The sequence below is a fragment of the Flavobacterium sp. IMCC34518 genome (assembly GCF_027111095.2).
Classification (GTDB): domain Bacteria; phylum Bacteroidota; class Bacteroidia; order Flavobacteriales; family Flavobacteriaceae; genus Flavobacterium; species Flavobacterium praedii.
Genome location: NZ_CP114284.2, coordinates 103,467 through 128,767 on the forward strand (window position 1 = coordinate 103,467; position 25,301 = coordinate 128,767).

Annotated in this window: 14 protein-coding genes and 1 other RNA gene; 3 read left to right on the forward strand and 12 right to left on the reverse strand. The window is 33.1% G+C overall.

The window, feature by feature from the left end; translation table 11 throughout:
* Nucleotides 1-338: 338 nt before the first annotated feature.
* The gene (locus OZP06_RS00455; RefSeq protein WP_281324079.1) at nt 339-2,417 is read right to left on the reverse strand and encodes a GEVED domain-containing protein; all 2,079 of its coding nucleotides are present in this window, start codon (nt 2,415-2,417) and stop codon (nt 339-341) included.
* Between the two features lie 624 nt (nt 2,418-3,041).
* Between OZP06_RS00455 and ssrA the strand changes: the two genes are divergently transcribed.
* Nucleotides 3,042-3,438: a transfer-messenger RNA gene (gene ssrA, locus OZP06_RS00460) on the forward strand.
* A gap of 812 nt (nt 3,439-4,250) precedes the next feature.
* On the opposite strand, the gene OZP06_RS00465 is transcribed toward ssrA, so the two are convergent.
* From OZP06_RS00465 to OZP06_RS00495, 7 genes are all read right to left on the reverse strand, one after another.
* A complete protein-coding gene (locus OZP06_RS00465; RefSeq protein ID WP_269223159.1) occupies nt 4,251-4,781 on the reverse strand; it encodes a hypothetical protein in 531 nt (176 codons plus the stop codon).
* A gap of 73 nt (nt 4,782-4,854) precedes the next feature.
* Nucleotides 4,855-5,499: a hypothetical protein gene (locus OZP06_RS00470; protein WP_269223160.1), complete on the reverse strand. Its 645-nt coding sequence runs from the start codon at nt 5,497-5,499 to the stop codon at nt 4,855-4,857.
* Nucleotides 5,500-5,524: 25 nt separating this feature from the next.
* Entirely contained in the window at nt 5,525-5,692 is a 168-nt protein-coding gene (locus OZP06_RS00475) for a hypothetical protein (protein WP_269223161.1), read from the reverse strand.
* 59 nt (nt 5,693-5,751) lie between these two features.
* Complete coding sequence (locus OZP06_RS00480; RefSeq protein ID WP_269223162.1) at nt 5,752-7,026, reverse strand: hypothetical protein; 1,275 nt, start codon at nt 7,024-7,026, stop codon at nt 5,752-5,754.
* Nucleotides 7,027-7,154: 128 nt separating this feature from the next.
* The gene (locus OZP06_RS00485) at nt 7,155-7,445 is read right to left on the reverse strand and encodes a helix-turn-helix domain-containing protein (protein WP_269223163.1); all 291 of its coding nucleotides are present in this window, start codon (nt 7,443-7,445) and stop codon (nt 7,155-7,157) included.
* Between the two features lie 83 nt (nt 7,446-7,528).
* On the reverse strand, nt 7,529-8,326 hold the full coding sequence (locus tag OZP06_RS00490) for a hypothetical protein (RefSeq protein ID WP_269223164.1): 798 nt from the start codon (nt 8,324-8,326) through the stop codon (nt 7,529-7,531).
* 98 nt (nt 8,327-8,424) lie between these two features.
* Complete coding sequence (locus tag OZP06_RS00495; RefSeq protein ID WP_269223165.1) at nt 8,425-9,681, reverse strand: tyrosine-type recombinase/integrase; 1,257 nt, start codon at nt 9,679-9,681, stop codon at nt 8,425-8,427.
* Between the two features lie 705 nt (nt 9,682-10,386).
* Here OZP06_RS00495 and OZP06_RS00500 point away from each other — a divergent pair.
* Together OZP06_RS00500 and OZP06_RS00505 are read left to right on the forward strand one after the other, a co-directional pair.
* Nucleotides 10,387-11,346 carry an RHS repeat-associated core domain-containing protein gene (locus OZP06_RS00500; RefSeq protein WP_281324080.1) on the forward strand — a complete coding sequence of 320 codons (960 nt, stop codon included), beginning with the start codon at nt 10,387-10,389 and terminating at the stop codon, nt 11,344-11,346.
* Entirely contained in the window at nt 11,321-11,698 is a 378-nt protein-coding gene (locus OZP06_RS00505) for a hypothetical protein (RefSeq protein ID WP_269223168.1), read from the forward strand. Before OZP06_RS00500 ends, OZP06_RS00505 begins: the two co-directional genes overlap by 26 nt.
* A gap of 333 nt (nt 11,699-12,031) precedes the next feature.
* Here the strand turns inward: OZP06_RS00505 and OZP06_RS00510 are convergent, their stop codons facing one another.
* The 4 genes from OZP06_RS00510 to OZP06_RS00525 all read right to left on the reverse strand — a co-directional run bounded on the left by OZP06_RS00510 (nt 12,032) and on the right by OZP06_RS00525 (nt 25,301).
* The gene (locus OZP06_RS00510) at nt 12,032-13,078 is read right to left on the reverse strand and encodes a tyrosine-type recombinase/integrase (protein ID WP_269223169.1); all 1,047 of its coding nucleotides are present in this window, start codon (nt 13,076-13,078) and stop codon (nt 12,032-12,034) included.
* A 420-nt stretch (nt 13,079-13,498) separates the two neighbouring features.
* Complete coding sequence (locus OZP06_RS00515; protein WP_269223170.1) at nt 13,499-13,843, reverse strand: hypothetical protein; 345 nt, start codon at nt 13,841-13,843, stop codon at nt 13,499-13,501.
* 3 nt (nt 13,844-13,846) lie between these two features.
* Complete coding sequence (locus tag OZP06_RS00520; RefSeq protein WP_281324081.1) at nt 13,847-24,568, reverse strand: thrombospondin type 3 repeat-containing protein; 10,722 nt, start codon at nt 24,566-24,568, stop codon at nt 13,847-13,849.
* Nucleotides 24,569-24,584: 16 nt separating this feature from the next.
* Nucleotides 24,585-25,301 carry a hypothetical protein gene (locus tag OZP06_RS00525; RefSeq protein ID WP_269223174.1) on the reverse strand — a complete coding sequence of 239 codons (717 nt, stop codon included), beginning with the start codon at nt 25,299-25,301 and terminating at the stop codon, nt 24,585-24,587.

Consider the following 25,301-nt stretch of genomic DNA (forward strand, 5'->3'; position numbering starts at 1 on the left):
ACATTACATGAACACATAATGTGATTCCTCCTTCGTCGGAATGACAAAACCCACTCTTAAGGAAACGACATTAACTTAGAAACATAGAATTTTTAGTTTTTAAAAGATTGAAATAGACGTTTTACTATTCACGTAACAATTCTATGTGTGAAATAGTCCTATTTCTATTTATTCTTTGCCTATTTGGCAATAATCTATGATTCTATGTGGTTAAATTTTTACTTTATTTGAATTTCACCCAACGGCTTGAGATTTAAAATTCACATAAAATACAAAACCCTCCAAAAAATATATTTTGGAGGGTTTCTTTTGTAGAATCTTACTAAGTCAAAGATCAATTAATTGGCAATTATTAATTTAGTCGTTGAAACTTCATTGGCTTTTATCACTTTTACAATGTATTGTCCACTTCTTAATCCAGCAGTATTGTTTCTGATTCGATTTTCACCGGCAGTAGCATAAATTACAAAAGATTTCTCTTCTCTACCTTGAAGGTCGTATACTTTTACAGTTACTTTTTCATTTATATCACTACTAAACGAGATATTAAAATCTTCTCTAGCTGGATTTGGATAAATTCCGATTTTAGCTGGAAGTGTTTTAACTTCATCATTTGAATCGGCAATAATTTTACTCGATTGTGAGGCCATTTTTGCAGTTGCTGAAATATTCAAAGTGTAATCTTCTGTTTCTCCATAATTATAGGTTCCACAAGGAGAAGTAATAGAATTATAACTCACAATAACTCGCATTCTAACAGATCCTGTAGCTGCAGTAGATGGTACTGTAATACTTGGATTTAAAGTCGCGCTGCTGAATATAGAATACACTTCCTCACCAGAATCTGTAAACAGTCCATTGTTATTATAATCAATATATACTTTCCAGTACAGACTTCTAGTAGCACTATAACCAGGAGTTAAAGTCAAAGTCTTGGCAACACCTTTGTTAATTGCAGTTGATTGAGAAGTAAAATCGGCATATCCACCATTTGCACTGCTAAAATTATTTATAGTACCAAAGACTACTTTCGAAATCCATTCACTAGATGAACTATTTCCTTTGGATGCGCAATAACTTACCGCAGTACCTCCAGTTGTACTAAATGTAGTAGTCCCAGCAGCAGAAGCGCCAGAAGTACAATTTCCAACAATTTCAACATTATAAATAGTTCCTAATGTAAGTCCTGAAAGCGCTACCGAAGTTGCAGTTGTATTGGCCAATGTTGTCCAAGTTGTTGCAGCAGCCGTTTTGTAACGAACAGTATAGTTTGTGGCAGTTGTTGCTGTCCAAGAAATTGTTGCACCTGTATTTGTAATTGCGCTTTTAGTTATTCCAGAAGGAGTTGCACAAGAAGACCCACTAGGCGGAGTTCCTCCCAGAGTTTCTGTCAAAGTTCCATTAACTACTTTGATATTTCCCCAGCTAGCATTGGAGCCTGAAGTTGTTATCCAATTATTTAAATCGAATGAAGTTGTACCAGTTGGATCACCTGCAATCTTAACAATCTTAACTCCTTTTCCGCTATTATTCCAAGTCAAAGGCGAACCAGAAGTTACCGTTTCAGGAGTTGAACTGGATTCCATTTGATAAAAATAAGCAAAGTGAGTAGTTGCAATAGCGAATACTTTGGCAATACCATTTTGATCAATACAAACTGCTGCATTTTCATATATTCCAATCCCTTTCGCGTTTAATCCAGCTCCTAGATCTTTCCACATTCTAGCCAAAAAAGAAGTTTGCCGCCCTCTTCGATCTGGATTGTCATAATGGGTATCAGTAATAACATTTGTCAAAATAGGATGACTTATAAAATCATTAACCCCAATTGTAACACCAGAATTATAAGGATTCGCAAGAGCATCTGCAGAAAGAACACTGGTTGTAGCAGCGGTATAGTAATATTTTCCTTGGACTGCACATCCAGCGCTTGATCCACCTACTGGAACTTTCTTGGTGTTGATTAAATAATTAATTGCATCTTCTACAGGAGTATCTTTCCAATATGAAATGTAATCAAATTGATTTCCTCCAGCAATAAATAACGCTTCTGCATTTCTAATTTTTGTAGCAATTTCAGCAATACTTGCTTTTGCTCTTGTATCAATTAATATGGTTTCTACTGAGTTAAGTGTAACCCCCAATTGTGTATAAAAATAATCATTATGACCATTTGTACCTGAAGCCCGAAGAACAACTACATCTCCACCCCCAGCTTTACCTAAGAACCAACGAAAAGCATTATCATTTGATTCTTTTCCTCCATCCAGAAGAACTCCTCCAGTTGTTGTTGTCACTTTATCGGTAGTGCTACCTACTTTCCAGCTGGTGTATGTTTGTGCTTGAACACTTAATCCTAAACAAAAAACAAAAAAAGCCCGACAAAAATCTTTTTGAGCAAAATATTTTTTTTTCATAGTATTGTGGTTTTAGTTAAATTATTTTTACAATATTAATAAATAAAAAACGAATATGATTTTTTTATATTAATTTTACAGTCAAATTAAATATTTTTATTATAAATATAAAAAATACCGATGAAATACATTTCTAAATACATTATAACTAGAATTAACATTTTTTTAATAATAAAATAACAATTGATTTTTTATATCATTTTTTATTTATAGCCTATTTAATCAATTATTTAACTAATTTTTAGGTAATTTTAAAACAATATAAACCAATAAGCCACCTAAAAAAATCAAAACCAAAAAGACATGAGTTAATTTATAGAAAACAGGATACTTTATTTATTTTACTTTAGTCCATGTCGTTTCCATAAGAATTTCAAACTTCCAAATCCGCCCAGTTTGTCATTTTTACCAACGGGAGAAATCACATTAAGTGAGCCCAAAGTGTGATTCCTCCTTCGTCGGAATGACAAAGTCTACTCAAGGAAACGACATTTTTATTTTAGTATTAAATTCACAAAAGGATTTTACATTTTGTTTTTATTTCAGTAATATAACCAGTACCTTTGCAAAAAGTTTTTTTACAGATTTTTACATTTCTGAACCATAAAGAATACTTTAAAAAATGGGGTCGACTGGTTTTGACAGCAAGTCGAATTGAAAAGTAAGCACGTCGAGAACTGGGACAATTCTCGTAAATAAAAGGTCTCAAACATTTTACACGGCGAAGGAAACTACGCTCTTGCTGCATAATCTGAATCATAGTAAGATTAGCCTCGTCCTACCAGGTAGGAAAGCAGGATTCATCTCGAAAGCTTTGGTTTATAGCGGTCGATAAAGATGAATCGTAAATTTAAACCTAGATTTCCATGAGCTTCGGGTGGATTTCGAAACTAAAGAAGATAAGCAAAGAGTGGTTGTTTCTGACCTAACTCCGAGACGAAAATTCATTCAGAGAATAAGCGTGTAGAAAGCTCTTTAGTTGCTTGTTTGGACCCGGGTTCGATTCCCGGCGATTCCACAAAAAACCCTGTAATCACTTGATATACAGGGTTTTTTATTTACGGTTGCCGTTTTCGTTGCCGTTTTAACTTTTAATAAGACTGTTAATAACTTTTCAATACTTCAAACCCAATGCGATTTTTACAGTATTGGTTTTTGTTTTTTCTTCCTGAAATAATTTGAAGTAATTAATATTTTGCCTAAATCAATTCTTTGAATATCTTAAAAACAGGATTTCCCGCATTTAAACATTGTTCCTATTTGTAGTTTTTCAAATCTTAAAATTCTCCAGCGGGTTCTTGCTCCAACAAAAAATACTTTATTCCTTTTTTGCAATAAAGCCTGTTTTACTTTAATCTTCTTTTTTTTGTCTTGTGCCTGTGTAGATAGTTAACTAAACCCTTTAAATTACTAGGATTGTGAAAATAAATAACAAGGCTTAATAATAGATTATTTTATGAAGTCTAAGCAATGTAACAAATTTACTCTATAATTAAAAAATGAAGTCGTAAATCAATTTATTTCAAATCAATTTATTTTATATATTTGATCTAAATCCTTTTGTTTATTGGTTTTAACAAAGTAAATACCCCTTTCTAGATAATTCTAAAAAGGGGTATTTTGTTACATTCTGAAAATATGGTTTATCAGATTACAAAACGGTGTGCAACCGTATTGCGAGCATTGTACACGTTCTTTCACAGTACCTTTTTTGTTTGCCTTGTGGTATTGCTGTCTGCATTGTATTGAGTGATAATTAGTTTTTAATAAAGTGATACCATTCAAACAAACTAAGCCTCAAAACGTCTTAAAATGCTTCAATGTTATTTGTTATTAACAACCTCTTTTGCTCTCTGCTTTACTCTCAATTCTGTTCAATGCTTCTTGCTTCTCCTGATTAGTTAATGCATTGAACTCTTTGTTTAGTCTTGCTGTTTCTCTCAATTCTTTAAGATATGCGGGGGCGGGCTTCTCGGCCGTTGCTCTCTCTACTAACTGCCTTACTGTTTGACTGTTTAGTGTTTTGTTTTCTGCTCGGTCAATCAATGTGATAAATCTATCTATTGCATTGTATAGCCTTCCATGTGATCCGTATTGAAAAGGGGTTTGTAAGCGTTTCATAAATCCTTTGTAGGGTGTGGGGTTAATGCCTAGGTCAATTAGATATATTGCAAGGTGATTTCCTGCCTTTTTATACTTTGCTTCTGCAATTGCTTTAATTGTTTCGGGCTTGAAACTTGCGCCAAAATTATCTCTATTTTCCTTATAGGCTCTTTTTCTGCCATCGGTCAAACTTTTCTTTTTGGCGATTGGGTCGCTCCAGCTTGCTATATTTGCGTTTCTTGCGGATTCTTTGCGTGTCATTGGGAATTATTTAGGATTAATAAAAACCCCTTGCAACCAAACAAAAATCACAAGGGGTTGGACAAAACAAATTCTAATTTTTTGGTGATCTGTTATTTAAGAATTGCACTATCTGTTGATTATTAATTTCAATCACAATTTCATTATTAAAATTTTTTCTTTGAATTAAACTAATTAAATCGCCCTGATATTCATAACCAGCAAATTCTTTAAATGATTTCTTCAGCTCTAATAATGCATTTTTTGTTTTATCAAATGCATTATACATTGCAATTTGCTTCGGGTCTGTTAAGTATGTTTTGAAATTTTCAGCAATTTCAATTTTTGTATTTTCTGAAACGAAGTAAGAATGGTCTGCGGGGCTGTAACTGAAATATGACGAACTCAATTCAATTGGCTTTTTGGAAACAATCTCATTTATGTTTGCTTTGAACTCGGCCACAAAGTCGGCTTGCAATGCTACTTGTTGTGAAACAAAATGTTTATTGGCTCCAATCGCCAAACAGTTTGAAGCAATAACCGATAAAAATTGTTCCGTTGCTGTTTCTCCCCTATCTATAAGCATTGATAAGGCTGTTTTTTCGTCAAGTTCTCCTAAGTCCAAGTCTCCATAAAGTGGTATTAATTCGTTTAGGGTTGGGATAATCAATTCTAATTCTTTAAGTAGTCGTTCAGCTCCTGGAACATCATTTGCTATTAAAAATTTTTCTGTTTTCATAATTCCTTTTGTTTAGTGTTGAGAGTTAGTTTAATTGAATGTTGAAGTCAAAAGCTTTTTTTACTTCAATAGTGTGATCTAGTTCAGATTGTTGTTTTGATGTGGATGGATTTTGTCTTTCTTTGGCCATTCCTTCGGCTAAAATTTCCTGATAGATTTTAGGGTACTGAACTCTTAATTCTTCTTTTGTCATTGTTTGTGTATTGTGCATCTCTGCGGGTTGCTTCTCAAGAACTTTTCTTGAGTTTATGTTTAACCAAACATCATTTGGCTTTGGTTGCTTTGTAATATCTTGTTTTGTTTAATATGCGCTATGCAATCCTTTGTTCGGATGCTCTTTGCTGTCTGTATGATTTTTGTTTCTAAATCTGAATTTTTATACTGCTTTGGAAGGTGCTTCTGTAAAACAAAATCAAACTTCATTTTGTCATTTTCATAAAGCAATTTCAGTCCAGTGTGTGATAGAAAGTGAGAGCCTGTTTTTTGCCCTTTTAGGCTCAATCCTGTAACCCTACAAATCGAACTATTAACCTTGTCTTTTTTGGGGGTGTTTTCTTCTTGGGTTTTAATTGGAAATACTATCCGTTTGGACATATTAAGTAAAGGGTACAAACGGATAGGATTTAGTATTTCAATTTTTTCACTAATTTTTTCACTTACTTTAGATTGATTCATTTCTGAATATTTAGTTGTCATATCTTTTAATCTTCGCTTGTGGTACGTGTAGTTTTTAATTTGATTGTTTGATATTAACATTGTCCAAAAGCAAGGATTTTTATAGTTTAAAACCGCTTTGATATCTGTTTTTTTTACTAAAGGGTACAAACGGATAGGATTTTCAAAAAACAATACATTTTCCCATTCATTTATTAATTCAATCTTGAAATTTTTAAGGCCGTAATTGATTAAATCTTGAATAGTAAAAATGCCCTTTTCGTTAAGGTGTTGCATTTTTATATACTTTATTTCAAACCTCATTATTTCGTTACTTATTTCAAATCCTTTAGGCTTGTATTGAAGTCCTTTATTGTATAATTTAATAATGTACCTAGAGTGTTGTACTTGCTTAAATTTGCCCTCGTCATTATTGTATTTATATTCAAATGGTTTTGTTTTATGCATAAAGCAATTATCCAAAATTTCATTTGTCGGTATAGGCGGTTCAATGTTGATTCCGACCTCTAAACACTTCAAAACACATTTGCTTGGATGAATATCAAACTTTGTATTTAAGTCCTGTAAAACGAGTAAAACAGCTTCTAAATTAAAATCATTGAAGTTGTGTTTTCCTTCATTCCAGTACTTGTGTAAACTTCCCGAAATGGTTATTAATCCACTATCATAAATTTTAAATTCAAGGCTTTTATATTCTGCTTTCTTGAATGGTGAAATTTTGTTTCCTGCTTTGTTTTTGGTCTTAATTTCTCCGGTTGCAATATTTATGTTGTCGTAAAAGTCCAAAAGCGTATTTGCTTCCAAAATAGACTTTGGCAAATCCTTAATGATTATTTTTACAAAGTCGATCATTGTTGTTTTTTGCCTTTGGTTATTTTTTATAAAATTTTTCGGGTCGGTTTTCAATTGATTTAAGAGCATAAAAAGTGACTGCATAACAAATACACTTCTAATCATAAATAATTGATTAAAAGTTTTACTTAACGCTTGTATTTAAGGGATTTTACTTCTTCAAGTCCTTTTTCAAACTGTGATTGTTTGATTAAGATTTTACGTCCTATTTTGTCGGCTTTTATTTTGCCTTCTAGGATCCAGTTTCGAATAGATAGTTCTGAAACTCCCGCATATTCAGCAAGTTCTTTTACAGAATATATTTTTTCAGATTGTTTTTCATTTCTTTGATCCAATAATTCTATTGTTCTCAAAGCGATTTTTTCAGTGAATTGTTCAACTGAAATAGGGGTAAGTACTAAGTTGTGAATGTTTTGCATGGCTGTTGTTTTAAATTTCAACAAACCTAGCAAGATTGTTTAAGGGATAGTTTTAAGATATATATCTTAAGGTACCTTGTAATTTATGATTTGTATTTTTCCTTTAAATAATCAATAATTTTATTATCATTGTTAGAAAGCTTTATTATCGCTTCTTTCCATTCTTTACCAAAACTTCTTTCGATTGCTTTTGAATTATTTATATCAATTTCCTTAAAAGAAGTATAAAACACTTGCCCTGATTTACCAGTTCTTTTGTTTCCTTCAATCATTAATTTATCCTTATTAAAAGATCCTTCTGCATCTATTGGCGGACGTTTTCCATTAGAATTTAATTCCATCCAATATAATAATGCATACCATTTGTCGCCAAGCCTTTTTTCTTTTAGCTTTTCGGTTTTTGGCAATTCATTCAGCTTTTGTTTATAAAGTGTTATTCTATAATCTTCAAATTCACTTGGTTCAAAATATTTTTTTTGATCAATAAAAAAAGGGTGTTCTTTTAGATCATTATTTTTTATATCGGAATTCTCAAATTTAACTGGGTATTTATTTCTTAACCAATAGCAAAATTTATCATCCGATAAGTTGAATATTTTTTTATTTTCGGCTTCTATATTGTTGATTTTCTCTATTTCATTGTTAATATATTCTTGAGTTGTTTTGTTTGGGTTTAGTGCTTTGAATTCTGCTAAACCTGTTACATATTTTGAATTAAATTCCTCTATCCATCTTCTATCATTAATTTTTTTAATGTCTAAAAAAAGCCCGTTTTCTAACTTGATTTTTGTTTCTTCTTTATATTTAGTTTCTTTTTTAATATTGTCTAGTTTTTCTAAAGTCATTTGTAAGGCTCTTAGTTTTTCCTCTTGCTTATTCATACTCAAAACTTTTGTTATCGTTGCTAAAATCGACTGTTTTTGGAATTGTTTTACTTTAAAATCGTTGTGATTTCGAAGGCTTCGTCTTAGTTGTCGTATTAAACTATTTTCTTTAATGGAATTTCAATATCAAATACTTCGTCCATTGCTTCTTTTTTCTCATCATCATTAACCTGATAATATTGATTCAAGGTTTTCATATCGTTATGTCCAGTAATAGAAGCAATAAGCTTATCGCTTTTACCCTGCCTTTTCATCATTGTAATAAATGTCCTGCGGGCTGTATGGGTCGAAATCCTGTCATAAAAAAAGATGTCTTCTTTGATGTTTTCTTTACCTTTAGTAGTAACTTTTTGCACCTTATGTGTGTATTCCATTTCTTGAAAACAATCTTTGATATACTTGTTTTGCTTTTGGTTTGCTATAAGAGGTAATTTATAATCGTATTTCAAAAGAATATATCTCGATAAGCTTGTCAATGGAATTTCCCTTGCTTCTTTGGTTTCGTCTTTGTCTTCTTTTAGTGTAATGTATTTATCTGAAACGTTGCTTCTTGTTATCAAAGACAATTCCCCAAAACGCATACCAGTAACACAAGCGAACACGAAAACATCTCTCACCCGCTCCAAACTTTCTGTTTTGAATTTGTGTTGCATCAACTTGTTAAGATCTTCAATTGTTAATGCTATTTGATTAGTAATTACTTTAGGTACTTTCTTGAATCCGATAAAAGCAGTATTGAACGTATATTTCTTTTCAACCGACCAATACATAAAGGATTTGAATAAAGTCAAGTTTCTTGCATAGGTGTTATTAATGTGCTTTAAATCCCCCATACAATAAGACGTAAACTCATTATGAAACGTTTTATTAATCCTGCTGTATGTAAGTTTGTACTTTTTAGCTTTCTCAAAGTTTTCTAGTATGTTCTTTATATTGTCATACCTCATAATAGTAGCCTTTGCCCATACTTGTCCTTTTTTCCTTTCTGTCATAAATTCGTCAAAAGCATCAAAAAAAACATTCTTGCCGGAAACGGTTTTTTTAAATTCCTCATCGAATACTTTTTTCAAAGTTGTTGAGGTTAGCACTTCGTCAATTCTTTTGTAAAGACTGTCAGTTTCAATAAGCAAATCAGAATATCGGTTTAATTGCTGTTTGATTGTTTCGGCTGTTTTTGCTTTTTTAGTGCCAGAAACAAACGGAAACTTACTTCCCTTATCCCAATGCTTTGGAAGTATAGTTTCTCCAGTTGAGTAAACGAATTTTTTATTCTCCTCCTTAAAACTACAAGTAAACAGGATTAACGATTCTTTCTCTGAATTGGGTTCTTTGAGTTTAAAAGTGTATTTCATTTTGAGGTGTTTTTTTAGGTAAAAAATCGTTGCCGTTTTCGTTGCCGTTTTTGGTGCAAAAAATAGCCAGTTGCCGTTTTCGTTGCCGTTTTTGTTATAATTCGTTATAATTGCTTTGTGATAACAAATATAAACATTCCTTTGTTTACAAGGGCTTTGTAGGGCTAAATATTAATTAACAACAAAATAAAACATAGAAAGTTCAAGAACCGGCGATTCCACAAATCTAAATTCAATTAGAACTAAAAGCCTGTAAATCTTAGGATTACAGGCTTTTTTGTTTTTACCACTCTCCTAAACCATCGTTAAATCATAAGGATGCAAAATACATTTGAAAAGTACCAACAAAAAAAAACGATTTATTTTGCAACTGTTGGCGGAATAGAAAATGTGAATACTACTTAACTATTTGCAGGTTTATCGATTTAAAACGTTTCACTTATTTTGTAAACAGCAAGGATAGATGCTATGTAACTGCTTCATTTACAAAATCTATTTCTTGTAAGCAAAGCTTTGTAATAAAAGCGTCTCGTAAATTGCAGGTTAATGTGACAAAATTGATTCTTATACACAAATACCCCGCTCTTTTTTTGTAATTTTGAAAGACGAAAATTGCCTTAAACCGCATTTTTGACATACGTTCTTACATAGATCACCCCCTGTATTCATTGACCCAACTAACGACTGGATTACTATCCTTTTGGAATGCTAGTGCCGAACCCTGGAAAAGTGGTTACTCCTAATGATTACCGTTACGGATTCCAAGGGCAGGAAGAAGATGATGAGCTGAAAGGTGAAGGAAATTCGTTGAATTATACCTTTAGAATGCACGACCCGAGGGTGGGAAGGTTTTTTGCAACTGACCCGCTTGAGAAGTCTTATACATGGAATAGTCCGTATGCATTTAGTGAAAATCGTGTTATTGATGCCGTAGAATTGGAAGGTAAAGAAGCATACTTTATTCATGGTACAGCGAGTGATAACAGTAGATGGATAAATAATAATGACAATCATCAAAGTAGGGAAAATACAAATCAATTGTTGAGATTAACACCTAACAAGTCATTTGATGCCTCTTTTGAATGGGGAGGAAAGTTGGGTATAGGTAATGGATTATTTAATAATAGTACAGACCGACATAAGGCGGCACAGGATTTAGTAGACCATATTATGATTTCCGCAAATGGAGAAGAAGCTATTACTATGATAGGACATAGTCATGGTGGAAATGTTGCTATTCAAGCAATTCCTATCTTAAGAGCTGCTTTGGATGCAAAGGGATGGCAAAATGTAAAGATAAACCTCATAACTGTTTCAACGCCCGCTGATAATGCGAAGAATTCTTATGAGAACCCAGAAAAATGGAGTAGTATGATTAATAGTCATATACATTTATATAATAGTTTAGATTTTGTGCAAGAAACAGGAGCAAATATATTTGGAAATGTTGATGGTGATGCTAATTTTGAAAGAACATTTAAAAATCCCAAAACAAAGAATATAAAATTAGATGTAAATAAATATTTTCAAGTAAAAAGAACTGAGCCTAACTCAGGCGATGTAATAACTACTACTGATGGTATGGGGGCACATTCTTTTGACGACATATTTCCTGAGATTTTAAAGAAAGATATAGATAATGGAAAGATACCAACAATTAAGTAATGCTATGAAGAAAATAATTGTTTTGAAAGCCCTTGTTATTTTAAATATTATTATTGGCATAAAATTTCTTGTAGAATATTTGAGTCAGCTCAATTATACATTTAATGCTGATGGTTTACGTTTGATAGTGTTTGTTTGGCCTTTTTCATTGATTTGTATAGTTTTGTGCTTTTATTTGGTAAAAATAAATGAAAAATTTTATGCCTTTTTATCATTTTTAAATGGTATTATCTATTTTTTAGGGGTAATGGGTAAACCTAAACATATTCCAAGTAATTTTTTAGTGATATCTGGGGTGTCCCTTATGATTTTATTATTTTCATTAAGAAAAGAGCTAAAAAAACAGCAGTGACTCCACGACTACGGAAAGCATAGCTGTTGTGTAAATGTCTTGCTCTTAACACAATTTTTTTATAAAAAGCGTTCCATTTATAGAATTGTTTTAAAGAGGAGAGAATTATTCTATTGAAATAAAGCAGTAATATAAATAAAACCTAATACTGGATTTGATTCTGGTATTAGGTTTTTTCTTTTTTTATGCACTCTTTATAAAGCTTTCAGCCACATAACAGGCTTTTGGATTCTGCTTATCATGGATTTTTAGCCCCGCTCGTGAAAAGAAGCCGGGTATTTGCAATTATAAAAAACTGCAACTGGTATTTATTTTCTGGTTGTAGTTTTCAATTTAGTAACTCTCCAATTTGCTGTGTACTTTTTCAATCTCCTTATCCATGTAAGCTTGAGCATAATGTATATACCTGTTAAATGATGTGCTGGCACTGCTGTGTCCGCTTATTTTACGAACTAGGTGTTCTGGCATTCCTAAAATTAACAAAGTCGTTATGGCAGTTCTACGCATCATGTGTGAACTCATTTTATCACAAAATCGGTTTTTGGAGGTATCCGTTTTTTTGGTAATGCGTTGCGTTTTTCCCTGTTTCTCTCGAGAAACCTCAATTGGAGTCGTGTAACCCGCCTGTTCACCTATTTGTTTTAAACTTTTATTAAAATTAAATAAACTGGTATTTCCAAAGAGAGTCGCCTTATTACTCTGAGATTGATACCGAAGGAAAATGGCAACTGCATAAGCGGAGAGCTTGATAAAACTAAATGTCTTTGTTTTCTTGGATTTAAGTTTTAAGTACCATTCGCCTTCCATTTGCTCAAAATTTTTATTGGTCAGCAAAAAAATATCGGAATAACGTAAACCAGTGGTACAGCCAAAAACAAAAATATCCTTTATGCGTCTATGGCTGGGTATTAGTGAAGCTTCAAACTCTTTATCATGAATTAAGAACTTGAGCTGTTCAGGGGAAAGCACGAAAATCTCAATTTCTTCTTTGCGAACATAAAACAATCGCTGAAAATCACCTGTAAAGAGATCTTTGTCATTTTTTAAATAGTTAAAAAAAACTCGTATCACTTTGATATTTGCTCCTACATAATTGTCATGGCATCCTTTTTTATATAGGAATTCCGTAAATTTTTGGTAGAATTTTTTCCAATAACTTTTTTCAGACTGCAGTTCGCGTTTGTCAAGTTTGGAAGCATCACAAATGCGCAATTCAAATTTAGCATCGCTAGAAAACTGAATCAGATTATTCATTACATAATAGTAGTTCTGTATGGAGCCTGGTTTTATCTTTTCACCGTTTTTTTTGAGCCGTTTCCCCGTTTCGGTTTCTTTTATAAACTGCTTGAACAAAGGAATTATAAGACTCGTCTTTTTCATGAAATGGTTTTTCTCAAAAATACAATTTTAGTTGTGAAATGGAAGTTTTCATAATAGAAAAACTACAACTTTTTTTAAGTTTCGGGTTTTTATTTTGAAGATACACGATGTTACATATCATTGTGACTCTATATCCTCTCCATCTGTGTTTATGTTCATGCAGTCATTGAATTTGGCAAAAACGATACGATGCTGGATAAGGTACTAAAAATCTATGATAAGCAGAATCCAGATGCCTGTTATGTTTCCGAAAGCTTTATAAAGAGTGCATAAAAACAAAAAACCTAATACCAGAAATTCAGTATTAGGTTTTATTTGTATCACTACTTTTTTATTTCAATAAAATAACTCTCATTTTCAAAGCAATTTCTTAAATGGAACTCTTTTTTTACAATAATTGTGTTAAGAGAGGGGACACAACTAATAGCCTTCTTTTATTAGCCATTCTTTTTCTTCATTGGCCAAACTAACATTTAATGGAGTTGTGGAATATCGTTCTATAATTTCAATAGCTTCTTGTTTTATTATCTCGCTTGAATTGCCATATTCCAGAATCAAATGAGCTGTCCATAAATTAACTGTATATTGAGATTCTTGAAAAAAACTTGAAAATTTTTCTATTTCTCCTTTTTGAAAATAATCTTTTGCAATCTCTACTAAGATTTGATAACCTAATTTATCAAATCTATCTTTACTTGACGGTCTGATGTTGTCAAGATAATTTTTCTTACACTGAAATAAATATTTACTCCCAATTTCACTCATTATTTAAGGTTTTGGTTCTTTAATTTTTTTTACGGACACCCTAGTATTATTTTTTGGTATTCCGTCAACCACTTGTTCTGATTGGCCTCCTGGGGTTTTTCCCGCTCCAGGTATGAATTTTGAATTAGCTCCAACTTCATTACCTGTTGGATTTCTAATGTTTAATTGTTTAGAAAGCTTAATATCTATATCTATCCTAATTAAGTCACCTTTAAGAAATAAAGGGTCTTCAATTCCTAACTCAACTGCTATTTTTTCTCTCGATAATCCTTTGGCTAAAAGGGCATCAATATCCTTAGCAGAGGACATAAATGTTTCATTTGGATTACCAAATGTAGGTGAAGATGGATATTTTTCCAACATTGCAGACGACACTAATTTAGAACCACCTCTTTTTAATTTAGTAGCAATTTCAACAAGTTTTCCCACTCCGGTCGCTGCTACAAAGCCAACGCCCTCAAAAATAGCTAATTTACTAGCCTCTCCAGCATTTACATACCTCCTATGAGCTTCTCCATAATTACCCGCAGCTTGTGCTTCATGCCCTCGTTCAGTTTCATTTATAGATTCAAGTAATCCTGCTCCAGCTAAGGTTTTCATAAAAAAGCCTCTAGTATAAACGGCATCCAATATTATAGCCCCAGTTGTAACAAAAAATATTGCACCTTTTTTATGTCCTTCACGTATCCCTTTTATAACATTATCATGCTGTTCACGGGGAACACCATTTAGATAACCTGCCCAGCTACCCTCTAGACCATCTAAATCAATATTTTGAATTGGACTATCGCTAGCAAATTGATAAGGAGTTAGTTCTGGATATGATTTTGCTAAAGGGTCGACATTGAAAAATCTTCCTAAACGGGTATTATACATTCTCATTCCATAATCTTCAAAGTTACCTTCTCCCATTACTTCGTTATCATTTTCCTTCCCATTAAACCCATAACGATACTTGCTAGCGGTTCTGTCAGGGTTCGGCACTAGCATTCCAAAAGGATAGTAATCTGAGTAACTGAAAACATCAGGATTAAGACCTCCATTTCCATCAGCAAGAGAACGATCTGAAATTACAGAAAGTACGTTTCCTAAATGGTTCGACAACTCATAACGTTTGTCTCCCACATAACGATAATACTCTTTGAATGTCCCAACTAGCGCTACTGTTCCTGCACCCTGATCCAAGCCTTCACAAACATCACCAATACCATTTTTGTTAGCATCGGTCTGATCTGCATTTGAAATTGTACTGCAATTGTCACATACATCTCCTATCCCATCATTATCAACATCACTTTGATCAAAGTTAGCATTTAGTTTGCAATTATCACAACTTAAATCACCAGCTTTATCACCATCACCCATACCATCATGATCTGCATCAACCTGTAATGGATTAGGATATTTACAGTTGTCACATACATCGCCAACACCATCTCCATCTGTATCCTTTTGATCAGGATTATACGTAGTTGGACAATTATCGACTGAATCTTTAAATCCATCCAAATCTTTATCACCTGCAGCAGAACCACAAAAGGTTTGTGCAAACTGCACTGTACCCAATGCCATCTCGAGGCCCGTAGTGGCTTTAGCTTTTGTACCTGATCCTTCGTCAAACAAGAAACTATTCACTTTGATATCTTCTGGGTCTTCTCCATTATCAACAGTATATGAGAAATCACACATTTCATTCTTTAATGCTGCATGTTTAATTTTTACGCCTGGTCTATACTCAATTTCGGCAGAACCTAATGTGTTAGGAGGTGTTTTAATTTTTAAATCTTCTGAACCACTTCTCATTCCTTTATTTTCCTCACCATTTAAAACAACTTTAAATTCAGATTTTGTAGAATAAACGTTACCATTTAAAGTAACCGCAACGACATAGTTTGATCGGTTCGAATTTAATTTAATTTCAGCCTTAAAATCCCATTCATTTTCTGGTATTACAATAGTTTGAGGGGCAATTATATACTTTGTCTCAACTTGATTACTTCTAAAAGAATAGCGTCTATTTCCAGAATTATTTTTATAACTATTATGATTACGAAGGTATTTTACTAAAGATATTATTGGTACATAAGCATTACCAACTTTTTTTACTGTTAACAAAACGGAACTTCTATACGAAACAGAACGGTCGCCTGGAAACGAGCCTTCAACTGAAGCGCCATGCAATGCAGCTACCAAATTATCAGTAGCACTAGGATCTATCTTAAAATGAGCGTTTAATGTAATAGACTCCGTTTTTGCTGTTTTATTATCAAACAAATTTAAAATGTTCTTTGAATCTGGATTCCATGAAGCATTATCAGTATCCGAAGCAAACTTCAAACCTGAAATTTCAGTTGATGCAACAGTTTCTTTACTTGAAATACTGCGTGCAGTTGAAGCATTTAATTCCTCTGCATTTTTAGCAAATGCGGCAAAGGTGTCTTTCGTGATTACTTTACGGCCTTGTTCGATACCCAAACGACTGCTGCCGTATATCTCTTGTTCAACAAGATAATAGACAGAAGGTTGTCCCAATGGCGTTTCCATCTCGTAGGTACTTAAAACATTACCTTGAGCATCACGCTCATAATAGGTGATTTTGGTATTGGTAGGAGTTACTGCTTTTTTAGCTGTTCTGTTTCCTAAACCATCATATTCAAAGCTGATAGTCACATCCTTTTTGGTAACTTTATTTACTTTACCGTCCACTCTCCAATCAATAACTAAACCTTCTTTACTGTCTTGTGTTAGCTGTCCTATCGCATCATAAGTATATTTATTGAGTCCTTCAAGATCATTTGCAAAATCCCCAGAATTAGTCAACACATCATTAACGCTAACCAGTTTATTATTAGTTATTTGTCCTTTTGCATCTTTAGTATAAGTGTATTTCAAATCATCCATTGCTGAAATAGCAAGCTTGTCATTTAAACCGGATCGAGTCAGATTTACCAAGTTTCCGTTTCTGTCATAAGAATAACTCGACCCATACGAATCCTTACCAGCAGAAATTCCGCTTGCAGAATTAAAACTTAAACTTGACATTCCTTTAATACGGTTCAACTGATCGTAAGAATAACGATTAAACTGTGTAGGAACTGGCATTTGAGTAACATCTAACAATGACGTAACCATCTCTTTGATGTTTCCATTGTATAAGTTAGCATTACCTTCGTTTTTTCCTTCTTTGCTCAGACTGAATACATTTGCAGTATTCAAAGCTGTAATTCTGGATTTGTAATCTCCTGTATAATAGTTTAGAGCAAAACCAAAGGCATCTTTACCCACATTCAATCCATCTTTACCCGCATCATAATTGGTATTCAATTGCTCTGAATTGACCCCTTTGAGCCAACCTTGTAAAGTATAAATATAATCGAGTCCTTGTACTTTCTTGTCTCCAATTTCCACACGCGCTAATGGCCCATGGTCATAATACAAATAATTGGCTTCTTTTTCCCAGATTATATTGTCTTTACTGGTATAAACCTGATTAATTCTATTATCGGCATCATACTCATAACGGTGAATAAATTGATCTGCTTTTGCTGGCTGATAGGCGACTTTATTTACGTTTCCGCTTATTAAATCATAATCATAAACCACTTTTTTCAGTTGTTGGTTTATTGTGTTTAAGTCCTTGCTGTTATTGGTATGATGCAATAATTCTTTTACGTTCCCATGCACATCATAATCGTATAAAATCGCATTATCATAAGCAGACAAAAGAGTCTTGCTAGTCATTGCTGAAAAATACATCACTGCCGTAACTCTTTTCTGGTTGTTATCAGATCCATAAGAGGTGAACCAGCTCGTGGTATTGGCCAATGGCGTATCATATTGCGTTTTGGTTATTTGTTGTGTATTTGCTCCAATATTGTATGGAAATTTATCTGCAATAGCATCAACAGGAACTTCTTTGGCATCAACTGGAATTGGCACAACATTGCCATATACTAATCTTCCGTTATCATTAATGCTTACGGCTGTAGTCGCTTTTATTTGACCTGCTTCGGTAATTCGGCCTAATTCATCATAACGGGTATAACTGAATAGAGTGCCTCCTTTTTGTTTTGCATTTTGAGAGATTACAATTCTTCCTAAAGCATCATAAGCAAATTGCGTTTCTCCGCCATCCGGTGTTTTTTGCCATACCAATTGATTCAACGAATTATAACGGTATTGTGTTTGCAAAGTATTTGCAGGAACAACGGCTACCCCGTCAACTAGAGTTAAATCCTCTTTCTCAGTATTATTTGCCCGAACCGTATTTATAGCTGCATCGGAGTTGGGAGCTAATCTGTGAACTCCTTCCGGCGGTACAGTTTGTATCAAATTACCCGCTTGATCATAATAATACAACGTATATTGATACTCTTTGTCCAAAGCCGTTTCTGTTAACGTTTCTGTTATCCCTTCAAGAGCTTCTTTCAAATAATTTTGAATGAATTCTTCTTTTTTGTTTGCATAAAATGAATCTTCCAATTGTTGTTTATTGGATGCTTTTACCGAAGCTGCATATAACTCACAAGGAGTTAAAGCACTAGGATTTTCAACTTCCAGGCTAAAACCTGAAACCATTGTACCGGGCACACATTCTTTATTGTCTAAAACATATTTATCAGCAAATTGTGGCCAAGTCAAAGATTCTTCAGTAGGTGTTTTGGTCTGAGCCTCCAGATAATTAAAATAATAATTAACTACTAATTGAGTCTTACTGTTTCCATAGTGCAACTTAGTAGAACCGAATTCGCTTATCGTTAAAAACAATGGGTTTTTAACACTTGATACCCCGAGTTTATTCAAATAATAATTATACTCCTGGCTGATATATCCATAATTAGCTTCACAGAAAAAGATTCCGTCTTTTGCTAAATTATCCGGAATTTCATAATCAGGAACCTGTGCTTTCATATTTGACTTGAAAGCCCCCCATTTGTCACCGCACACTATAGGAGCTACTGTTGGCGGAATACAAATATCAGAACAACTGGAAGTTGGAGTTGAAGTTGGAATAGCGTCACGCATGGTAAGCAACTTCCCAGAAGCAGATTTTTTGCTCATGAAAGAAGATGGGGAAGTATTATTGTTATAATCAATTTTACCATCTTGAGAAATAGCCACATAAATATCCCCAGATCCTGCCAAAGGATTCTTGCTTGTTACTTTTGGAGGATAAACTTCCGTGGCAAATTGACAGTAAGGTACTGCTATAGCTCTTGCTTCGTATTTGGTTATTTCTACAAAGGTATAATGAGATATTGCGCTTCCGGTCTGATTAACAATTTTACCTTGATTATCAGTAAAATTAACAACAAAACTCAACGGGCTTACTACATCAATATAATTAATGTTTTTAGCGTTCTTTAAATTTACATCATAAAAATTGATGAAGTTTTTATTGTTTACACTTCCTGAATTCTCATCAAAAGTAATACTCAACAAACCATTCTCTATAACAACAGAATAACGGTCCATTACAACACTCTTCAGATTATTTACTCTATAACGAGTTCTTTCAGCTTGAAAATGAGAGACTAATCTAGATTGATCAACCAAATTTTTAACTGGTGAATAGTCTGAGATGTTTCCTGCTTTATAAAAATCCCCATCGTCATTTATGCTGTAATTAAAATTACCCAACATATCATTTAAAATATCTTTAACTCTATCCTCATAAGCAATCTCTTCATTAGCCACTACATCACAGGAAGTGATACGCGTGTATGATGGATTTGCTTCACAAGGTTCATTATTAGGATTTGGAATTGTAGGGCAGGTATCACACAAATCAAAAATACCATCACCGTCAGTATCAACAGTTCCGCAACTTTCACCACATAAATCTCCATATCCATCTCCATTATAATCAGTTTCGCCACAAGGTGAACAACAGGTAAAATACAATGGCATGTTCCCACTACCCGATTTGATTATACCCGTGATTTGGCTATTTCTAAAAAATTTAGTTTTAATTCTTACACTTAGTAAAGTACTTTTATTCCCAGAATCTAAACCATTAATAAATACACTTTTTATTATATCTCTTCCTAAACTGTATGATCCAAGATTGACTGAAACACGTTTTACATCATTTACGCTAATGTCAACTCCTTCAGCAGTGTTATGCCATTTTACGATATCGCCTTGTTTGATTCCAAAATATTCATACAAATATCCATTTACAAAAGTTTCATCACTTGAAATATTCAAATCTGCACTTTTCAAAGTAGCATTTGCCTGTAAGTGAAGCACTAATTGATTGAATGCATTACTGAATTTTTGTTTTTTATCACAAGGAGCAATTATGAGTGAAGAACAGTCTGAAACATTTGCTTTTGTAATTCCATCAATAAGAATTTCTTCAGGAGTAGTGCAACTTGACACGGTTCCTTTTCTATTTATAATAGCTACAATACGAAATCTGTATGTTTTTGAAGTACTGTTATAAGACCCCGGAACTGCATAGAAGTTTTTAAATCCTGTAACATCTTCCCATTTTGGAGCTGTAACATTTACGCCGCAAGGATTTTGATAATTTGATAAATTCTTGGCAAAACTTAATTCAATTGGGCTAGAAATATCATTCCCATTCTGAGTAAAAACAATATTCAGTTTACCCCCTACTTCACGTGTTGCAATTTTCGGAATACTAGCGGATGCCTCCAAATTAAATCCAGGGTTTAATTGAGCATTGAATATACTTTGCGTTAAATATGGCATACTTGAAGTATTAAATCCATTAATTAACAACCCTTTATCTTGAATAGTAGTATCTACCAGTCCTTTTAGGAAATTTTCCAAATCGAAAGAGATTGGACATCTTCCCGTTTCAACATACATTTTGGACTCTATACTGGCTTTTGTAGCTGCCAAAGCTTCCATGTCTCCAATAGATGAATCATATCCATAATCTGCTGGCACAAATCGTTTTACCTTATCAATATACAACGCTGATGTCACATTAGAACAAGCTAATTCAACACCTGTACTCACAGGGTTTGTAGCTGGTACAATTGGATTTTCTGGAATTGAATCAATAAGTTTTAATAGTTCTCCATAATTTACTGCACTATATTTGTTGAATAAAGTAACAAAAGTATCTTTACTCTCTGCGTTCCCTATACAATCATTATAGTTATTATTCTTACTAGCGTCAATATGTGCAAAAACTGTGCGGGTTTTTTCCTTTAAAGCGGTATAATAGGATCTAAAATTAGACCATATTCTTTGTTTTGTATTTAAATCGGCACTGTTTCCATTCTGTCCAAGTTGGTTAATAATATCTAACAATTGAGCATTGGTTGCATTAGAAAAAGTAACATAAGAGGATTGTGGTGCAATTCCATTAGAGAAAACAGCAAAATAATAAGCCGCTTGCAACATATTTAGTTTTTTACCGGATGGTAAAGCCATACCGTCAAAATTCACTTCTAATGCTTCTTTCATTAAAGCTTTTCGAACATTATAATCATCTACGGTTTCTTTATCGTTTTTAGAATTATAAAATGGGTCACTATTGTTAGTATTGCTGTCAATATTTAGCAATTGAGCTATAGTCCCTCCATTTTTATCAAATATACTATTATCAATAACTTTTGTATAATCGTCATAAAATTCTTTATTGCGTAATTTTTCATCAAAACCATCGGAATTTAACCCATCTCCATTCGTTTTATTACACAAATTTAAATTATAAACATAATATTGATATTCTGGATGATACTGCACCAATGAGTTGGCCCAACTGGTTTTCCAAATAGCAATAAATTGAGCCACATCACGCAAATATTTTGGCTGAGCCAGGTAATCATTAACATCATCACTTTCTGGGTCACGATCCGATGCCGTTAAAATAACACCGTCCAAAGCAGGTTCGTAAACATTCAATTCAGGATGATCTGCATTTTCGCTTATTAGTTTGACTTTAATTTTTGAGACAGAACCATCTTCTTCTTTATAGCTACCGTCAAATGGTTTTTTCCAATTATAATTAGAAATAGTCTCTGTTACATTTTGTTTTGTGTCCTCATCAAAATAGGTAGTAGTTGTATAACCACCGTACAATAATTGATTATTCTCATTAAAAAAACTTAAGGGATCAATAATTTTTGCTTCAGGGGTATCTTCATTTTCATCTTCTGTTTCAATTCCATCAACAGATCCATACTGACCATGCGGGCTAACATCTCCTAGCAGCATGTCCAAATTAAGGTCACACACATTTATGGGTTGTTCACATAAATCTCTACAGCCTGTAAGCAAACTTCTGAATTGCGCTTTGAAACGTTTTTCATAATCTGGTTTCTCTGAATTTTCAAGTTCAAGAACTGTCAGCATATTTTTTTCAACATACTTCGCTTCTGCTTTAACAATGTAAGATTCTCTTGCTGCAACATTACCAAGTTTATTTTCCTCATTAGAAAGTAACAATTGAAAAGCGGTATAATCTTCGGGAGTTAAATTTTCACGCACTAACGACTCTTCACAACTTTTGCAAGTTATGTTACAATCGGTCACAGTAATTTCAGCCTCTAATGAAGTGAGATCTGGCAAACACTTTGTACTCTTTCTTAATTCTGAGATATAATCCTCAGCATATTCATCTAAAACATCATGGTCTATACGAAGATCTTTACTCAAAGGATAGGAACCAACCTTTAAAAAATTCGCTCCGTCTTTAGCATTAAAGACTTTATTCTTAAAACTTAATTCAGCTGTACCAGTGCCATTTAAACTAGAAGAACCAATTTTTGAACTTAATGGATTATTACCGGTAAGCAATTCCAAAGCGCAATCATTTTTTAAACTAATAGACCAGTCATATACAAAAGGATAAAACTTAGTATTTAAACAAGAATCCGCATAGGAACCTTTAGTTTTAACAAAAGAATATTCAAATTTAATATCTCCTTCTTTAACAACAGTAATTGGAGTACTCAATTTAATTCCATCTTCAACAACACCATTCTCACCGGACACATATTTATTGTTATTCGACAAAAGGTCAGTTGTGGTCATAACATGCAAGGTTTGGTTCTTCTCATCATCAAGTGATACCAAATTACCTTTATTATCGCCAGCAAGAGCAGTTGCAACAGTTCTTCCCTGCGGATCCAAATAACTCACACTTACTTGTCCATTTGGATCAATAACCGTATTCTTTTTGTAATGAGAATAATCCCCAACTTTATAACCAAAAAGACGGTTTAATTCTTCCTGTTTGGGATGACCATAAAAATATTGCATTTCATGTCCTGATCCTATTTGATGGTCAGGTCCTACTCCCCCTTTGCTTTTAATTCTTCCAGTATTATCAGGAGTGTAGACTACTTGAGAAAAAGGATAACCAATAGCATCTGGAACAAAATCCTGATAATTATTCAGTGGATTATTATTTGGAGAATAATATTTGCCCGCTCCAGCTTTATTGGACATTTTAGGAACTGGAATTGGGTTACAATCCTTTACACTAGCATTATCCCAATCAAAATCTTCGTGAGAATATATAGAACCCGCTTCATTTGTATTTAAATCATTATAAAAACGTATTCCGGAAGACTCAATCGGTGTTGGCAACACTTCTATAGCTGCTCTACCCTGATTATCATAAATTACCTCTCCAACAATTGCTTTATTGTTTGAATTTACTTTGGTCACCGTTTGACGATTGCGTAAAGACCCGTCAAAATAACTCACCACTTCTTTTTTCTTACCGTCTTCAGCAAAAGAAGCTTGATACTGCCAGTTTTTTGCTCCTGACTCATGAGCCTTATCAATCTCGACACTATGAGGCCAATGGCTAACTAAAGAAAATTTATCTGAAATTCCAGAAGACCAAACTCCATAATAATTTTTGGATGTATCGTCAAGGAAACGTCCAACAGGCCTAATTCTATAAACCAAATAACCATTAGAATAAACTAAAGGAATACTATATGTAAGTCCTTTTGTCTGAATTCTTGTACTGTTTTGTCTAAAATCCTGATCCGTAAGAGCAATCTCATTGGGCAATAATTTACCGCCATCTTTTTTATAATTATCAATCCAAGTCCATTCCAACTCATACTCCACTGCTGGAGCTTTGGAATCTTTTGTCCAATTAATAACTAACTCTTCGGCTCTGTCGCTAACTTTTGAAACAACCTCCTCTTTAAGCCCATCATATCTAATCAATTTATAACTAATCGGTAATACTGATGAATTTGAACCACTTAACTGCAAATTATAGTAACGCTCTGTATTGAATTTCAATGCTAAATAGGCCGTTGAAGCTGGTGCAGATTTTGAATATGTTATTGATACTACTTTAACATCGGCTTTATGAATTCCTGGAAGTTTATAAACAGCATAGTCATTAAACTCAAGACTTTTTGTACTATTGTTATGAACGATTGTTAGCGATACTGATTTTGCGCCTAAACTATTGCCGCTACTGTCAAAAGAAGTAATGCTTAATTCTATTTTACAAGAATAAACATCACTATAATCTGCTGTTTTTTTATCATCATCATTGAAACCAAAATGAATCGTTACTGCCGGGTTAACAGAGGTGAATATCTTTTGATTGTTTAAATCCGAAAATTTAGGATCTCTTATTTGTAAAATTGGTAAACTGCTAAGTTGAGTTCCTTCTTTTCGATCTCCCAAAAATTCTTCTTGTTGCCCAAAAACAAACAATGAAAAAAATGTAAATACAAATACTATTATACTTTTATTGATATACATATATCTATTTTTTATTTTAATTATTGGAATTATTTCTTTGATCTACAATCTCGTACTTCTTTAACCTCGGGGACAAAACAATACCGCCATTTTCTGAAACTGTAAAATAAGTGCTGTTTTTAAAAAAAGAAGCATTGATTGCATTTCTGTTATAATTTGCATAAATCACCTCTAATCTCGGATAATGCACATCTGGTTTTTTAAAATCCTGCGAAAAATTAGTAGCTGTATTGTAATAAAAAACTTGTTTTTGTAAAAGATAAGTTTTAGACACTCTAACTATGATTTTCGAATAGGGCAGACTCGAAAAAGGCTTTGCAGTCATTGTTATTTCCCAATATGACTTATAATCAATAAATTTCTCTATTTTACACAATTCCAATAAAGGTTTCATATCAAAATCACCAAAATAAGTGGGGATCGGATTTGAAATCTCTATAGCTTTTTCCGGATGGCTAATCTTAAGATTTACTGATTTTGAATTCAGTATCTCAGTTTCCCCAATTTTCATATAGATTTCATTTTGGCTGTTTTTATAAAAACTTCCTTTGTAGCTTTCTTCTATTTTCTTAGAATCAAAATCCTTATACAGAACATATTTAGATTGATACTGAAGTGGCTTGGCAACACTGTATTGCTGTCCTAATTTTTTAAAAACAGCACTCACCGTTTGTGCATGGCCAAAACAACAATAAAACACCAACCAAACACAGAATATTTTTTTGCAGAACAT

Coding starts and splice junctions, on each gene's coding strand:
- OZP06_RS00455 (WP_281324079.1), bottom strand. CDS start 2,417: ATGAAAAAAAAATATTTTGCTCAAAAAGATTTTTGTCGGGCTTTTTTT.
- OZP06_RS00465 (WP_269223159.1), bottom strand. CDS start 4,781: ATGACACGCAAAGAATCCGCAAGAAACGCAAATATAGCAAGCTGGAGC.
- OZP06_RS00470 (WP_269223160.1), bottom strand. CDS start 5,499: ATGAAAACAGAAAAATTTTTAATAGCAAATGATGTTCCAGGAGCTGAA.
- OZP06_RS00475 (WP_269223161.1), bottom strand. CDS start 5,692: ATGACAAAAGAAGAATTAAGAGTTCAGTACCCTAAAATCTATCAGGAA.
- OZP06_RS00480 (WP_269223162.1), bottom strand. CDS start 7,026: ATGATCGACTTTGTAAAAATAATCATTAAGGATTTGCCAAAGTCTATT.
- OZP06_RS00485 (WP_269223163.1), bottom strand. CDS start 7,445: ATGCAAAACATTCACAACTTAGTACTTACCCCTATTTCAGTTGAACAA.
- OZP06_RS00490 (WP_269223164.1), bottom strand. CDS start 8,326: ATGAATAAGCAAGAGGAAAAACTAAGAGCCTTACAAATGACTTTAGAA.
- OZP06_RS00495 (WP_269223165.1), bottom strand. CDS start 9,681: ATGAAATACACTTTTAAACTCAAAGAACCCAATTCAGAGAAAGAATCG.
- OZP06_RS00500 (WP_281324080.1), top strand. CDS start 10,387: ATGCTAGTGCCGAACCCTGGAAAAGTGGTTACTCCTAATGATTACCGT.
- OZP06_RS00505 (WP_269223168.1), top strand. CDS start 11,321: ATGGAAAGATACCAACAATTAAGTAATGCTATGAAGAAAATAATTGTT.
- OZP06_RS00510 (WP_269223169.1), bottom strand. CDS start 13,078: ATGAAAAAGACGAGTCTTATAATTCCTTTGTTCAAGCAGTTTATAAAA.
- OZP06_RS00515 (WP_269223170.1), bottom strand. CDS start 13,843: ATGAGTGAAATTGGGAGTAAATATTTATTTCAGTGTAAGAAAAATTAT.
- OZP06_RS00520 (WP_281324081.1), bottom strand. CDS start 24,568: ATGTATATCAATAAAAGTATAATAGTATTTGTATTTACATTTTTTTCA.
- OZP06_RS00525 (WP_269223174.1), bottom strand. CDS start 25,301: ATGTTCTGCAAAAAAATATTCTGTGTTTGGTTGGTGTTTTATTGTTGT.